Below are 13,559 nucleotides of genomic sequence, written 5' to 3' on the forward strand. Positions count from 1 at the left end.
CTTTTTATTGTTGTTGTGGTTAAACCTGCGTCCTGTAGGAGCGAGCTTGCTCGCGAAAAACCTGAGGGCGCCGCGTTGATTCAGGCTACCCGCGTCATCGTTAACGATCTTCGCGAGCAAGCTCGCTCCTACAGGGGAGCGGTGTGTCCTTAAAGCTGATCGAAATCCAGTACCACCTTGTCGCTGACCGGGAATGCCTGGCACGACAGCACATAGCCGGCGGCCACTTCGTAGTCTTCGAGGGCGTGGTTGCTGTCCATCTCCACTTCGCCTTCGATGACTTTGCATTTGCAGGTGGAGCACACGCCGGCCTTGCACGAATACGGCAGCTCGGCGCCCTGGGCATTGCCCGCGTCGAGGATGCTCTGAGTGTTGCGGGGCAGGTCGAAGGCAAGGGCGCGGCCATCGCTGATCACCGTGATCTGGCTGACCGCCGCATCCACTTGCCGCGCCGCTTCGCGGGCCTCGCGCTTGTGCTGGCTGCCGGCGGCGGCGAACAGTTCGAAATGGATGCGCTCCGGCGCCATGCCCTTGGCCTTGAGGCTGTCGCGCACGGTCTCGGTCATCTCCTGCGGGCCGCAGATAAAGGCCGCGTCGAGGGCTTTTACGTCGAGCCAGCGGGAGAACAGTTGCTCGCACTTCTCGGCATTGATGCGGCCGTTGTAGAGGTCGACATCCTGCTGCTCGCGGCTGAACACGAAGATCAGGTTCAGGCGCTGCAGGTAGCGGTTCTTCAGGTCTTCGAGCTGTTCGCGAAACAGCGCGCCGGAGCTGGAACGGTTGCCGTACAGCAGCGTCACGCGACTATGGGGCTCGGTTTGCAGGGTGGTCTTGATGATCGACAGGATCGGCGTGATACCGCTGCCGGCCGCCACTGCCAGGTAATGGCCGTGGCGAGCCGGATCAAGGTCCACATGAAAATGCCCGGCGGGCGGCATCACTTCCAGGCTGTGCCCGGCCTTGAGCTGCTCATTGGCAAATGCGGAGAACCGTCCACCGGCCACGCGCTTGATGGCGATGCGCAGTTCACCGTCATTGACCCCGGTGCAGATCGAATAGGAACGGCGCACTTCCTCGCCATCCAGCTGGGTGCGCATCACCAGGTGCTGGCCCTGGGTGAAGTGGAAGCTGTCTTGCAGATGCTGCGGAATCTCGAAGGCGATGGACACCGCGTCACGGGTCTCGTTGCGCACATCCTTGATGGTCAGGCTGTGAAATTTGCTCATTGTTGTTCTCCAACCAAGCGGGCCGCTGGCCCCTCAGATGCACTTGAAATAGTCGAACGGTTCCAGGCAATCGCGGCAGCGGTACAGCGCCTTGCAGGCGGTGGAGCCGAATTCGCTGAGCACTTCGGTGTGGGTGCTGCCGCATTGCGGGCAAGCAATCACCGGGCTTTCTCCCAGCAGGCTGCGTTTGCTGCTACTGCCTTGGGGCGGTGCGATGCCGTAGGCCCGCAGGCGTTCGCGGCCGCTGCTGGTGATCCAGTCGGTGGTCCAGGCCGGGGTCAGCTTGCGTTCCAGTTGCGGGGCGCGGAAACCTGCCAGCTCCAATGCATCGCGGATGTCGCCCTCGATCACTTCGGTGGCGGGGCAGCCGGAGTAGGTCGGCGTGACCACCACATGCAAGTGGCCGGCCTGCCAGTCCAGGTCGCGCACTATGCCCAGGTCGACCACGCTCACCACCGGCACTTCCGGGTCCATGACCTGCGCCAGGGTGGCCCACGCGGCAGCCAGGTCGGTGGGTTGCGCCGGGCGTGCGCCCTGGTCGCTGGCGATCAGCTCACCAGGTTGCATCGGGGTACGCTCGGGGCAAAAACTGCATTTCCGCCAACAAAATTCCCAGGTGCTCGCTGTGCAAACCGCGGCGTGCATCCAGGTAGAAATAGCTCGCAGCAGGCGGCAGGGGCAGGGTGGCGCTGGTAAAGATTTCGCTGACCTGGGTCTGCCACGCTGCGGCAACCTGAGCGGCGTCCGGCGTAATGCCGGCGGCGTGCAGGCGCTGTTCACTGTCGTCGGCGCCGGTCAGTTCCACGGTGAACCGCCACAGCTCGGGGATCGCCGCGAGCATGCGTTTATGGCTTTCCTCGGTGCCGTCTCCCAGGCGCTCCACCCACTCGCCGGAGCGGCGCAGGTGATAGGTGACTTCCTTCACCGCCTTGGCCGCGATGCCGGCGATGCGTTCGTCGCTGGATTGGGCCAGGCCGCTCAACACCGGCAAGTGCCAGGCGTCATACAGGAATTGCTTGAGGATGGTCACCGCGTAGTCGCCGTTGGGTTGTTCCACCAGCAGCAGGTTGCGATAGGCCCGCTCATCCCGGCGGAAGGCCAGGTGATCGGCGTCGCGCCCGTCGTCCAGCAGCTCGGCGGCGTATTCCAGCCAGTTGCGCGCCTGGCCCACCAGGTCGAGGCCGACGTTCATCAGCGCCAGTTCTTCTTCCAGCGCCGGCGCATGGCCGCACCACTGGCACAGGCGCTGGCCCTGGATCAGGGCGCTGTCGCCGAGGCGCAGCAGGTATTCGATCAGATCGGTTTCAGGGTTCATGGTCGACCTCACATATGCCCGACTTCGGCCGGCAACTCGTAGAAGCTGGCGTGGCGGTAGACCTTGTCGTCGGCCGGGTCGAACAGCGGGTCTTTCTCGTCCGGCGACGAGGCGGTGATCAGCGCGGAAGGCACTACCCACAGGCTCACGCCTTCACTGCGGCGGGTGTACAGCTCCCGGGCATTCTCGATGGCCATGGTGGTGTCGGCGGCATGCACGCTGCCCACATGCTTGTGATTCAGGCCGTGCTTGCTGCGCACGAAGACTTCAAACAGGGTCCATTCAGACATAGCGGTGACTCCACATCAGGTGGCCGATCAGGCGGCGTTCTTGTTCTGTTTTTTACGGGCGTAGGCGACGGCGGCTTCGCGTACCCAGGCACCGTCTTCAATCGCCTTGCGGCGGGTGGCGACGCGTTCCTGGTTGCACGGGCCGTTGCCCTTGAGCACTTCGTAGAACTCGCTCCACTGGATCTCGCCGAAATCGTAATGGCCGCGTTCGGCGTTCCACTTCAGGTCCGGGTCGGGGCAGGTGCAGCCCAGCAGCTCCAGCTGCGGGATGGTCTGGTCGATGAAGCGCTGGCGCAGTTCGTCGTTGCTCTGGCGCTTGATTTTCCAGGCCATGGATTGGGCGCTGTTGGGGGAGTGTTCGTCGCTGGGGCCGAACATCATCAGCGATGGCCACCAGAGGCGGTTGATCGCGTCCTGGACCATGTCTTTTTGCGCCTGGGTGCCCTGGCGCATCATGGTCAGCAGCAGTTCGTAGCCCTGGCGCTGGTGAAAGCTTTCTTCCTTGCAGATGCGCACCATGGCCCGGGAGTAGGGGCCGTAGGAGGTGCGCTGCAGTACCACCTGGTTGACGATGGCGGCGCCGTCTACCAGCCAGCCTACTGCGCCCATGTCGGCCCAGTTCAGGGTGGGGTAGTTGAAGATGCTGGAGTACTTGGCCTTGCCGCTGTGGAGCTTGGCGATTTCTTCGTCGCGGTCGGCGCCCAGGGTTTCCATGGCGCTGTAGAGGTACAGGCCGTGGCCGGCTTCGTCCTGGATCTTGGCCATCAGTTGCAGCTTGCGTTTGAGGGTGGGGGCGCGGGTGACCCAGTTGCCCTCGGGCAGCATGCCGACGATTTCCGAGTGGGCGTGTTGGGAGATCTGGCGGATCAGGGTTTGACGGTAGGCGTCGGGCATCCAGTTCTTGGCTTCGATCTTGATTTCGGCGTCGATTTTTTCCTGGAAGGCGCGTTCCTGGTCGGACATCTCGGAGAGGTCCTTGATGCGCTTTACTCCAGTTTCTACAAGCTGTGCGTACATGGGGGGTCTCCCGCCTTGTGTTTTGTCGTAGGCATGGAGGACTTTATAAGCGATACGGAAATTAATATCAAACACAAAATATGGTGTCGGTATTGTTTTTTGTATCGCTTTGCGGGAAGGGAGCAGATATCTGTCGCTACGGTAACGGCGGCATAGGGTTCCCGGTCATCGTGGTAAGCAGGGCCAGTAGGCAAAAAACAGGGCCGCTTTATGTGGGAGCGGGCTTGCTCGCGAAGAACCTGAGTGCGCCGCGTTGAATCAGGATGCCCGCGTCATCGTTAACGACCTTCGCGAGCAAGCCCGCTCCCACATTTGAACCGTGTGCGCCTTTGATTTTGCTGTTGCTCTACCCCCACCCCAAAAAACGAGCAAAAAAAAGCCCCGCAAATGCGGGGCCAAAAAGGTGCAGCAGTCATGCTTTAGGGCGACGATCCATCACATGGCAAGCCTTGCCCTCAGACCGCTTGATCGAATGCAGCGGCTGCAAAACGATACGCGAGCTGATCCCGATATACGTCTTGATGTGCCTGCTCAGTTCGCTGGAGACGGCTTTCTGTTGTTCATCATTGAGGTGCTGATGCTCAGCCTTCAGCTCCACATGCACATCCACACTGTCCAGGTTGCCATTACGATACAGATGTATCTCATAACACTCTGAAAGCTGTTTTATTTTAAGCACCTGCTCCTCGATCTGCGTGGGAAACACATTAACCCCGCGAATGATCAACATGTCATCACTGCGCCCGGTGATCTTGTCGATCCGCCGCATCGGCCGCGCTGTCCCCGGCAGCAACCGCGTCAAATCCCGGGTGCGGTAGCGAATCATCGGCAGCGCCTCCTTGCTCAAGGAGGTAAACACCAGTTCACCCATCTGCCCGTCCGGCAGCACCTCACCCGTCACCGGGTCGATGATCTCCGGGTAGAAGTGATCCTCCCAAATGGTCGGGCCATCCTTGGTTTCCGCACACTCCATGGCCACCCCAGGTCCCATGATTTCCGACAGCCCGTAAATATCCAGCGCCGTAATCCCCAGTCGCGCCTCGATTGCACTGCGCAGCTCGGCAGTCCACGGCTCGGCCCCAAAGATCCCCAGTCGCAACGCCAGCTTCTGTGGATCAATGCCCTGGCGCTCGATTTCATCGGCAATGTTCAGCATGTACGAGGGCGTGACCATGATGATGTCCGGCTGGAAATCCTTGATCAGTTGCACCTGTTTTTCCGTCTGCCCGCCGGACATCGGAATCACCGTACAACCCAGGCGTTCCGCGCCGTAGTGGGCACCAAGGCCGCCGGTGAACAGCCCGTAGCCATAGGAAATATGCACCTTGTCGCCACGCCGCCCACCGGCCGCGCGGATCGAGCGGGCCACCACATTGGCCCAGGTGTCGATGTCGTTCTGGGTGTAACCCACTACCGTCGGCTTGCCGGTGGTGCCGCTGGACGCATGCAGGCGCACCACCTCGTTCATCGGCACGGCAAACATGCCGTAGGGGTAACTGTCCCGCAGGTCGCCCTTGGTGGTGAACGGGAACCTGGCCAGGTCGTCCAGGGACTTGATGTCATCCGGGTGCACCCCCAGCGCGTCGAAGCGCTGACGGTACAGCGGCACATTCTGGTAGGCGTGGCGCAGGCTCCAGCGCAGGCGCTCCAGTTGATGGGCGCGCAGTTCGTCGACGCTGGCGGTTTCCAGCGGGTCCAGCACAGGGTTAAGCACGGCGTTTGGAATAGGCATGTTCATGAGTTCACTCGAATTATTTTTGTGTATCAGCCCACCGCACACCGTGGGCTTTGAGTGCATGCCCCAAGGATACCGCTAGGCTCCCCGGGAATCGCGAATCTTTAGTCGGACAGGCGCTCGATGATCAGCGCGATGCCTTGGCCCACGCCGATGCACATGGTGCACAGGGCGTAGCGGCCGCCACGTTCCTCCAATTCATGCAGGGCGGTAGTTACCAGCCGTGCGCCGCTCATCCCCAGTGGATGGCCGAGGGCGATGGCGCCGCCGTTGGGGTTCACCCGTGGGTCGTTGTCCCCCAGGCCCAGCTCGCGCAGCACCGCCAGGCCCTGGGCGGCGAAGGCTTCGTTGAGCTCGATCACGTCCATGTCCGCCAGGCTCAGGTTGGCCAGTTCCAGCACCTTGCGGGTCGCCGGCACCGGGCCGATGCCCATGATGCGCGGTTCCACGCCGGCGGTGGCCATCGCCACCACCCGGCCGCGGGCGACCAGGCCGTGACGCTTGGCAACTTCCGCGCTGGCCAGCAGCAGGGCGCAGGCGCCGTCGTTGACCCCGGATGCATTGCCGGCGGTGATGCTGCCACCCTCGCGGAATGGCGTGCCGAGTTTCTGCAGTTGTTCAAGGGTGGTGTCGCCGCGGGGGTGTTCGTCGTGTTCCACCACCTTGGCCGGGCCTTTGCGCTGGGGGATCTGCACCGCGACGATTTCCCTGGCCAGGCGCCCGCTGGCCTGGGCGGCGGCTGCACGTTGCTGGCTGCGCAGGGCAAACGCGTCCTGGTCTGCGCGGGAGATATTGAACTGCTCGGCGACGTTTTCAGCGGTCTCCGGCATCGAGTCGATCCCGTAGGCCTTTTTCATCAGCGGGTTGACGAAGCGCCAGCCAATGGTGGTGTCGTATAGCTGCGCATCGCGGGAAAACGCCTGTTCGGCCTTGCCCATTACCAGCGGCGCACGGGACATCGACTCCACGCCGCCTACCAACATCAAGCCGGCCTCTCCACAGCGAATCGCCCGGGCCGCGCTGCCGATGGCGTCCAGCCCCGAGCCGCACAAACGGTTGAGGGTGGTGCCCGGCACGCTCACCGGCAGCCCGGCCAGCAGCGCCGACATGCGCGCCACGTTGCGGTTGTCTTCGCCGGCCTGGTTGGCGCAGCCGTAGATCACATCGTCGACGCTGCTCCAGTCCACTTGCGGGTGGCGGCGCAGCAGTTCGCGCAGCGGCACCGCTCCGAGGTCGTCGGCGCGCACGCTGCTCAAGGCGCCGGCGTAGCGGCCGATCGGGGTGCGGACTGCGTCGATGATCAAGGCGTCATTCATTCGGATTCTCCTGCGCCAGCACCGTGCCGCGCACTTTGTAGGATTTGCCATGGAACAGCGCAATCAGCTGGCCCAGTTGGTTTTCGATACGGACGTCGTAGTTGCCGGTGCGACCCGAGCGGCTTTGCTCGCGGCAATCGGCACTCAAGGTGTCGCCCAGGTGGGCCGGGGCGATGTAGTCGATGCTGCAGCCGAGCGCCACGGTGGCGTCGTTGTAGCTGTTGCAGGCCAGGGCGAATGCCGAGTCCGCCAGCGCAAACAGGTAGCCGCCGTGGCAGGTGCCGTGGCCCTGGATCATGTCGGCGCGCACGCTCATGCCCAGTCGTGCGCAACCCGGCGCCACCGAGAGCAGGCGCATGCCCATGCCCTGGCTGGCGGCATCGCGGCTGAACATGGCCTGGGCGCACTGGTTGGCCAGGTTCATGGCTTCATGGTTGGTCATGTGGTGCGCTCCTTTCAGCGGCCCTTGAAGCTTGGGCTGCGTTTTTCCATGAAGGCGGCGACGCCTTCGCGGTAATCCTCGCTGCGCCCGGCCTGGCGTTGCAGGTCGCGCTCCAGCTCCAGCTGTTGGTCAAAACTGTTGCTCAGGCTGGCGTTCAGGCTGCGCTTGATCAGCGCCAGGCCGTAGGTCGGTTGCGTGGCCAGGTGGCGGGCCAGGGTCAGGGCTTCGTTGCGCAAGTCGGCGTCGTCCACGCAGCGGTAGATCAGGCCCCATTGCTCGGCCTGCTCGGCGCTCAGGCGGTTGCCCAGCAGGGCCAGCGCCTTGGCGCGGGCCATGCCCACCAGGCGCGGCAGGGTCCAGGTGCCGCCGGAATCGGGGATCAGGCCGATCTTGCAGAAGGCTTGGATGAAGTTCGCCGAGCGTGCTGCCAGCACCAGGTCGCAGGCCAGCGGGATGTTCGCGCCGGCACCGGCCGCCACGCCGTTGACCGCGCAGATCACCGGCAAAGGCAGGTCGCGCAGTTGGCGGATCAGCGGGTTGTAGAACTTCTCGATGGATTCGCCCAGGTCCGGCACCGCGCTGCCGGGTGCCACGTTGCGGTCGCTGAGGTCTTGCCCGGCGCAAAAGCCGCGGCCTTCACCGGTCAGCAGCAGCACGCGCACGTCGGGGTTTTCCTGGACTTGCTTCAACGCTTGCTGGACTTCGCCGTGCATCTGCGTGTTGAAGCTGTTGAGCTGGTCGGGGCGATTGAGGCTGAGCAGGGCGACGCCGGCCTCGATGGAAAACAGGATGTGTTCGAAGTTCATGGTCGTGAGGCCCTCACGGTGCACGCTCGGCGGTCAGCCGGCTCATTATTGGATCGGCGTGGTCAGCCGGTTTTGCCGGAGTATAGCTTCAACGTGATACATAAATGCAACGATAAAATTGATTTGGTGTGTCTTGTTTTGAGTTTGATGAAAATGAACTGCTCCCTATGCTGGTCGGTAAATACCTGATAAATCCCCTATTTTATTGGCTTTACGTCGATTATCAGCGGCACCGTATCAAGCCACGGCGACACATGATTCAAGTGATACGCTTTTTCGGCTTTGTGCTTGTAAAAATGATGTGATACAAAATAAGCAAAGATCGGCATCGCTTTGCGAATACGCCATAAAAGGAATCCCCATGACTTGCTACAGCCTCGACGGCCTGACCCCGGTGGTCGACCCCACGGCCTACGTCCATCCCTCGGCGGTACTGATCGGCGACGTGATCATCGGCCCCCATTGCTATGTAGGGCCGCTGGCGAGTTTGCGCGGCGACTTCGGGCGCATCGTCCTCGAAGAAGGCGCCAACCTGCAGGACACCTGTGTGATGCACGGCTTCCCGGACAGCGACACGGTGGTCGAGCGCAACGGCCATATCGGCCACGGCGCCGTGCTGCACGGTTGCCGGATCGGCACCGATGCGCTGGTGGGCATGAATGCGGTGGTGATGGACAACGCCCGTATCGGCGCTCGCTCATTCGTCTCGGCGGCGGCGTTCGTCAAAGCCGGTTTCGAGTGCCCTGAGCAGTCGCTGGTGATGGGCGCGCCGGCCAGCGTCAAGCGCAGCCTCAGTGATGAAGAGGTGCACTGGAAACAAACCGGCACCCGTGAATACCAGCGCCTGGCTCAGCGTTGCCTGGAGCAGATGCAGGAATGCGCACCCCTGAGCGCACCGGAAGCTGATCGCCCACGCATCAGCGACAGCGGCCTGCGGCCCAAGGGCAGATGAATCGCCTGCATCCCGACGCCGCTAAAAACGGTATATTTTCTCTTTTTGCCTCGGTACGCCCATGTCGTCACTGACACCCCTGAACCAACTGATTACCCGCTTCCAGGAGCAGACGCCGATTCGCGCCAGTTCCTTGATCATCACCTTGTACGGGGACGCCATCGAACCCCACGGCGGGACGGTGTGGCTGGGCAGCCTGATCCAGTTGCTCGAACCCATCGGCATCAATGAACGGCTGATCCGCACCTCGATCTTTCGCCTGACCAAGGAAGGCTGGCTGACCGCCGAAAAAGTCGGGCGCCGCAGCTACTACAGCCTGACCGGTGCCGGGCGTCGGCGTTTCGACAAGGCCTTCAAGCGGGTCTACAGCTCCAGCGTGCCGGCATGGGATGGCTCGTGGTGCCTGGTGATGCTCACGCAGTTGACCCAGGACAAGCGCAAACAAGTGCGTGAAGAGCTGGAGTGGCAAGGTTTTGGTGCGATTGCCCCGACCGTGCTGGCCTGCCCACGCAGCGACCGCGCCGACGTCAACGCCACCTTGCTCGACCTCGGCGCCCAGGAAGACACCATCGTCTTCGAAACCACCGCCCAGGATGTACTGGCCTCCAAGGCCCTGCGGGTGCAGGTGCGCGAGAGCTGGAACATCGAGGAGCTGGCGGCCCATTACAGCGAGTTCATCCAACTGTTCCGACCGCTCTGGCAAGCGCTTCGCGAGCAGGAACAGCTACAGCCTGCGGATTGTTTCCTGGCACGGGTCCTGCTTATTCATGAGTACCGCAAACTGCTGCTGCGCGACCCGCAATTGCCCGATGAATTGCTCCCCGGCGATTGGGAAGGCCGTGCCGCCCGCCAGTTGTGCCGCAATATTTACCGGTTGATCTACGCCAAGGCCGAGGAATGGCTGAACAGCGCGCTGGAAACTGCCGACGGCCCGTTGCCGGATGTTGGCGAAAGCTTTTACCGGCGGTTCGGAGGCCTGAAATAAGGAGCGACGCTGTTCAGGAGAACGGGTGGAGTGATGTGGCGTAGAGAATAAAAATAAGCCTGCGTGAGGCCTGAACATGATGTCTTCAATTGCACAGCGCTGTGATGGGTTCGACCAATGGATCTATCAGATCAATCAGATCTGTGGCGCATTCGATGGGCAGATCCTGGGGGATGGTTTTTCCGGGCAGATCCGCGAGTACCAGAGCGGCGCGCTGAAACTCAGCTTTGTCGACGCCTGCCAGGCTCGCTTGTTTCGTACCCCCAGCCAAATCGCGGCGGGCGAGGGCGGCAAGTACTTTGCCGTGTTCCAGCTCGACGGCACGGCCGGCATGGCCCAGGGTGACAGCAAGGCGCTGTTGCGCGCCGGCGACATTACCCTGATCGATGCGGCGCACCCCAGCGACTTCACCTACAGCGAGAATTCGCGGCAGTTGTCGTTGATCCTGCCGTCGTACCTGGTGGAGCAGACCTTGCGTTTCAACCCGGTCAAATGCGGGCACCGGATCGAGGCGACGTCGCCGATGGCGATGCTGTCCCGGCAGCTGATTCTGGAGGCCACCCGGCAAGACAACCTGACCTTGCAGGAAAGCGAGGCGACGCTGGAGGCGATCATCAACCTGCTGCGCCCGGCGATCAGCCAGGCGGGCGAGGGCTGCGACGCCCATGAACGAGTGTTCCGCAAGACGCTGGAGTGCATTGACCAGCACATTCGCTCCGAAGAGCTGTGCCCCGAGTGGCTGGCGCGGGAGGTGGGGATGTCGGTGCGCGGGCTGTACCGGATCTTTGCCCGCAAGGGCCTGGTGGTGGCGCGGTACATCAAGAACCGACGGCTGGATTTGTGTGCTGAATCCCTGCGCCAATCCAGGGTGGAGGAAAAGCTTTCGGTGCTGGGGTACTCGTGGGGGTTTTCGGATTCGAGTTATTTTTCGACGGCGTTCAAGTCACGGTTCGGCATTGCGCCGGGTGAGTACCGCAAACAACACGCCTGATCAGGGGAAACGCCGATCAAAAATGTGGGAGCGGGCTTGCTCGCGAATGCGGTGGTTCAGTTGATGCATTGGGTGACTGACACACCGCATTCGCGAGCAAGCCTGCTCCCACATTTGGATCGCGTTTCGTTCAGTTGGGCATTCCATCTTCAATCGCAATCCCTTGCGCCCGCATTTCCTTGATCAAACCCGCCCTTGTGCCCGGCAGATTGAGCATCGCTTTGTGCCGCAATTCAGTGACTTCCTCGGCGCTATAGGGCTTGTAATCCACCGGCGTACTCTTGCCCGCCATCCCGTCCGGGCGCATCAGCCAGTTCAGCAAATCCGCCAGTTGCCCATCGTTCAGCGCCGACTGCGACATCCCCGGCACCCGTACCAAAAACTCCCGCCCGCCTGGCACCTTCAGAAAGTTGCCGACAAACCCGGTCATCCTCGGTGTGTCGTTCGCCGCCGAGCCCATGCCGCTGCCCAGATGGCAGCCGGCACACTGCAGCTGATAGTTGGTCGCCACGCTGTACCCGGCCTGGGCGATCGGCGTTTGCGGCGACTCATTGCCCGGTGCGTGCTTCTGGTTTGGATTGGGAATGGCCCGAGCCTGGGCGAGCGGGGTGGCGAAGACACACATCAAGCTCAGCAAAAACAACGTACGCATGACAAGCCTCTTGCACTGACCTGTGGCGAGGGAGCTTGCTCCCGTTGGGCTGTGCTGCGGCCCCAAGATCTCTGGGAGCGCTTCGCACTCCAACGGGAGCAAGCTCCCTCGCCACAAGGGTGAGTTAAACCGCGACGCCGCGAATGATCGAGACCGTGCAGTGGTAGATGTGGGATTTGGCCGCCAGGCACCAGTTCACATCGTTGTTGTTGAACGGCCGGTATGCCGGTTCCTCGCTGTCGTTACGCGTGCACGCGCACTGGGCGCAGCTTTGCTTACCGCAGCAGTCGTTATAGGAAATGATGTAGTCCTTGCCATCCGCCGGGTTGCGGCAGGTGCCGATCCAGGTCACCTGGGACGCCTCGGTGCCCGGTGGGCAGGAGGTCACCGAGCCGCCACAGCAACTGCACAGGAAACCGTCGATGGAGCAGTAGCGCCAGTAGTCGCAACTGTTCGGGTCGCCCGGGTCACCGGCTTTCGGGTTATCGGCAGCCAGCGCCTTGCTGGTGCGGTCCAGGGGCAGCAGCAGGGGCAACGCGGCGCCTGCGACCATCAGCGAACCCATACGGGCCAACAGTTTGCGTCGCGACGTGGTGTCGGCCAGGCGACGGGTCGAGCGCTCGAATAACAGATCCAGCAATTTCATGAGAGTCTCCCTGCCTTAATCAGTGGCTATGGCCGTGGCTGTGGTCGTGGGGCTGCGGCTGGCTGTTGAGGTATTCCTGCAGCGTCGCGCTTTTCAGGTGTTCGACTTCGAACAGGCTGTCCAGGTGCTCGCGGGAATTGACCAGGCCCTTGGCGCGCAAGGTGCCGCTCTTGTCGATCAGCGCGGCATACGGCAGCTTGCCGATCTGGTAGGTCATGCCGACTTCCGGGCCGACCACGTAGGTGACGTCGTCCAGCTTGTGTTCGGTGATCAGCGCTTGCTGGGCTTCCATGTCGCCGTCGCTGATAAACACTACGTCGAGTCGGTCAGCCTGTTCCCTGGCGATGGACTTGATCGCCGGCAACAGGGATTTGCAGATCGGGCAGGTGGGCGAGAGGAAGAACAGCAACTGGTTCTTCTCACCGGCATAGCCGAAGTTCACCGGGCGGCCTTTACGGTCGGAAGCGGTGACTTGCGGGGCCGGCTCATTCACCGCCACGCCCTTGTCGACCATCAGTGCGCCGGCCGGGGCGATGCGCCCGTGCAGCACACCAATCTGGCGCACCAGGCCCATCACGGCAAACGCCAGCGCCAGCAGCAGTACCCACAGCAGTACGTTGGAAACAATAAGGCCTTCCATTGATCACCTACCAATCAGTTTGAGCAGAAGAGGGGAGTTCGCCAGCAGGCCATCGGCTGCGGCGTAAATCAGCAGCGCGACGGCGCTGGCGGCGACGGTGACGAAGCCGTCGAAAAAACCCAGGTCACGGGCAATCGGCAGCACGCTGGCCAGCAGGGCCACGGCCACCAGTGCGCCGTTGCGCAACAGCAGGATCGGCCGCAACGGCTGCGCCTGGTCGGGGCCTGCGCAGCCGCAGTCGATGTCCCGGCGGCCGCGCCACAGGTTGATGCCAATGGCGGCGGCGTACAGTGCAATCAGGCCGGCGGCGCCGAGGGCGGCCCAGGAACGGCTGGCCGGCACCAGCAGGGCAAAGGCAATCACCAGTTCCAGCACCGGGATTACCCGGGCGGCGGGGCGAGTCACTGCCTCTGGCAGCAACTGGTAATCGGCCAGTTGCCGGGCGAAGCGTGCCGGTGCGCGCAACTTGTGGGTCGCGGCACTGGCCAGCAACACCGCGATGGCGAGGGCGCTGGCAATGATGAAGATCGGGTCGATATGCATGGC

The 13,559-nt window shown here is 62.5% G+C and carries 16 protein-coding genes; 3 read left to right on the forward strand and 13 right to left on the reverse strand.

Annotated features, from left to right (window positions below; genetic code table 11):
- Positions 1–149 precede the first annotated feature (149 nt).
- From paaE to paaG, 9 genes are all read right to left on the reverse strand, one after another.
- Positions 150–1,226, reverse strand: coding sequence for a 1,2-phenylacetyl-CoA epoxidase subunit PaaE (gene paaE / locus HX821_RS27230; protein WP_003208905.1), 1,077 nt, complete (start codon positions 1,224–1,226; stop codon positions 150–152).
- Between the two features lie 33 nt (positions 1,227–1,259).
- Entirely contained in the window at positions 1,260–1,793 is a 534-nt protein-coding gene (gene paaD, locus HX821_RS27235) for a 1,2-phenylacetyl-CoA epoxidase subunit PaaD (RefSeq protein WP_102368708.1), read from the reverse strand.
- Complete coding sequence (gene paaC, locus HX821_RS27240; protein ID WP_003208901.1) at positions 1,780–2,541, reverse strand: 1,2-phenylacetyl-CoA epoxidase subunit PaaC; 762 nt, start codon at positions 2,539–2,541, stop codon at positions 1,780–1,782. The genes paaD and paaC overlap by 14 nt, the downstream gene beginning before the upstream one ends.
- Positions 2,542–2,549: 8 nt before the next feature.
- Positions 2,550–2,831 carry a 1,2-phenylacetyl-CoA epoxidase subunit PaaB gene (paaB, locus tag HX821_RS27245; RefSeq protein WP_003208899.1) on the reverse strand — a complete coding sequence of 94 codons (282 nt, stop codon included), beginning with the start codon at positions 2,829–2,831 and terminating at the stop codon, positions 2,550–2,552.
- A gap of 27 nt (positions 2,832–2,858) precedes the next feature.
- Positions 2,859–3,848: a 1,2-phenylacetyl-CoA epoxidase subunit PaaA gene (paaA, locus tag HX821_RS27250; RefSeq protein ID WP_177036944.1), complete on the reverse strand. Its 990-nt coding sequence runs from the start codon at positions 3,846–3,848 to the stop codon at positions 2,859–2,861.
- A gap of 412 nt (positions 3,849–4,260) precedes the next feature.
- Positions 4,261–5,586: a phenylacetate--CoA ligase PaaK gene (gene paaK, locus HX821_RS27255; protein ID WP_102368711.1), complete on the reverse strand. Its 1,326-nt coding sequence runs from the start codon at positions 5,584–5,586 to the stop codon at positions 4,261–4,263.
- A 101-nt stretch (positions 5,587–5,687) separates the two neighbouring features.
- Positions 5,688–6,899: a 3-oxoadipyl-CoA thiolase gene (pcaF, locus tag HX821_RS27260; RefSeq protein WP_177022051.1), complete on the reverse strand. Its 1,212-nt coding sequence runs from the start codon at positions 6,897–6,899 to the stop codon at positions 5,688–5,690.
- Positions 6,892–7,341: a hydroxyphenylacetyl-CoA thioesterase PaaI gene (paaI, locus tag HX821_RS27265; protein ID WP_008431049.1), complete on the reverse strand. Its 450-nt coding sequence runs from the start codon at positions 7,339–7,341 to the stop codon at positions 6,892–6,894. Before paaI ends, pcaF begins: the two co-directional genes overlap by 8 nt.
- Before the next feature lie 14 nt (positions 7,342–7,355).
- Positions 7,356–8,147, reverse strand: a complete 792-nt coding sequence (gene paaG, locus HX821_RS27270; protein ID WP_177022053.1) for a 2-(1,2-epoxy-1,2-dihydrophenyl)acetyl-CoA isomerase PaaG — start codon at positions 8,145–8,147, stop codon at positions 7,356–7,358.
- A 361-nt stretch (positions 8,148–8,508) separates the two neighbouring features.
- On the opposite strand from paaG, the gene paaY reads away from it, so the two are divergent.
- From paaY to feaR, 3 genes are all read left to right on the forward strand, one after another.
- On the forward strand, positions 8,509–9,099 hold the full coding sequence (gene paaY, locus HX821_RS27275) for a phenylacetic acid degradation protein PaaY (RefSeq protein WP_003208885.1): 591 nt from the start codon (positions 8,509–8,511) through the stop codon (positions 9,097–9,099).
- Positions 9,100–9,160: 61 nt separating this feature from the next.
- The gene (gene paaX, locus HX821_RS27280) at positions 9,161–10,084 is read left to right on the forward strand and encodes a phenylacetic acid degradation operon negative regulatory protein PaaX (protein ID WP_003208883.1); all 924 of its coding nucleotides are present in this window, start codon (positions 9,161–9,163) and stop codon (positions 10,082–10,084) included.
- A gap of 76 nt (positions 10,085–10,160) precedes the next feature.
- Entirely contained in the window at positions 10,161–11,075 is a 915-nt protein-coding gene (gene feaR / locus HX821_RS27285) for a transcriptional regulator FeaR (protein WP_177036945.1), read from the forward strand.
- Between the two features lie 130 nt (positions 11,076–11,205).
- On the opposite strand, the gene HX821_RS27290 is transcribed toward feaR, so the two are convergent.
- The 4 genes from HX821_RS27290 to HX821_RS27305 all read right to left on the reverse strand — a co-directional run bounded on the left by HX821_RS27290 (position 11,206) and on the right by HX821_RS27305 (position 13,556).
- A complete protein-coding gene (locus HX821_RS27290; RefSeq protein ID WP_087694284.1) occupies positions 11,206–11,727 on the reverse strand; it encodes a cytochrome C in 522 nt (173 codons plus the stop codon).
- A 124-nt stretch (positions 11,728–11,851) separates the two neighbouring features.
- The gene (locus tag HX821_RS27295; protein ID WP_003208877.1) at positions 11,852–12,373 is read right to left on the reverse strand and encodes a methylamine dehydrogenase light chain; all 522 of its coding nucleotides are present in this window, start codon (positions 12,371–12,373) and stop codon (positions 11,852–11,854) included.
- 19 nt (positions 12,374–12,392) lie between these two features.
- Complete coding sequence (gene mauD / locus HX821_RS27300) at positions 12,393–13,013, reverse strand: methylamine dehydrogenase accessory protein MauD (RefSeq protein WP_008431059.1); 621 nt, start codon at positions 13,011–13,013, stop codon at positions 12,393–12,395.
- A 3-nt stretch (positions 13,014–13,016) separates the two neighbouring features.
- Positions 13,017–13,556: a MauE/DoxX family redox-associated membrane protein gene (locus HX821_RS27305; RefSeq protein WP_003208874.1), complete on the reverse strand. Its 540-nt coding sequence runs from the start codon at positions 13,554–13,556 to the stop codon at positions 13,017–13,019.
- Positions 13,557–13,559 lie beyond the last annotated feature (3 nt).

It is taken from the genome of Pseudomonas sp. B6001, assembly GCF_013386015.1.
In the GTDB taxonomy this organism is placed as follows: Bacteria; Pseudomonadota; Gammaproteobacteria; order Pseudomonadales; family Pseudomonadaceae; genus Aquipseudomonas.

Bases quoted from the DNA above. Each gene is read 5' to 3' on its own strand.
- paaE (WP_003208905.1), bottom strand. From the start codon at position 1,226: ATGAGCAAATTTCACAGCCTGACCATCAAGGATGTGCGCAACGAGACC.
- paaD (WP_102368708.1), bottom strand. From the start codon at position 1,793: ATGCAACCTGGTGAGCTGATCGCCAGCGACCAGGGCGCACGCCCGGCG.
- paaC (WP_003208901.1), bottom strand. From the start codon at position 2,541: ATGAACCCTGAAACCGATCTGATCGAATACCTGCTGCGCCTCGGCGAC.
- paaB (WP_003208899.1), bottom strand. From the start codon at position 2,831: ATGTCTGAATGGACCCTGTTTGAAGTCTTCGTGCGCAGCAAGCACGGC.
- paaA (WP_177036944.1), bottom strand. From the start codon at position 3,848: ATGTACGCACAGCTTGTAGAAACTGGAGTAAAGCGCATCAAGGACCTC.
- paaK (WP_102368711.1), bottom strand. From the start codon at position 5,586: ATGAACATGCCTATTCCAAACGCCGTGCTTAACCCTGTGCTGGACCCG.
- pcaF (WP_177022051.1), bottom strand. From the start codon at position 6,899: ATGAATGACGCCTTGATCATCGACGCAGTCCGCACCCCGATCGGCCGC.
- paaI (WP_008431049.1), bottom strand. From the start codon at position 7,341: ATGACCAACCATGAAGCCATGAACCTGGCCAACCAGTGCGCCCAGGCC.
- paaG (WP_177022053.1), bottom strand. From the start codon at position 8,147: ATGAACTTCGAACACATCCTGTTTTCCATCGAGGCCGGCGTCGCCCTG.
- paaY (WP_003208885.1), top strand. From the start codon at position 8,509: ATGACTTGCTACAGCCTCGACGGCCTGACCCCGGTGGTCGACCCCACG.
- paaX (WP_003208883.1), top strand. From the start codon at position 9,161: ATGTCGTCACTGACACCCCTGAACCAACTGATTACCCGCTTCCAGGAG.
- feaR (WP_177036945.1), top strand. From the start codon at position 10,161: ATGATGTCTTCAATTGCACAGCGCTGTGATGGGTTCGACCAATGGATC.
- HX821_RS27290 (WP_087694284.1), bottom strand. From the start codon at position 11,727: ATGCGTACGTTGTTTTTGCTGAGCTTGATGTGTGTCTTCGCCACCCCG.
- HX821_RS27295 (WP_003208877.1), bottom strand. From the start codon at position 12,373: ATGAAATTGCTGGATCTGTTATTCGAGCGCTCGACCCGTCGCCTGGCC.
- mauD (WP_008431059.1), bottom strand. From the start codon at position 13,013: ATGGAAGGCCTTATTGTTTCCAACGTACTGCTGTGGGTACTGCTGCTG.
- HX821_RS27305 (WP_003208874.1), bottom strand. From the start codon at position 13,556: ATGCATATCGACCCGATCTTCATCATTGCCAGCGCCCTCGCCATCGCG.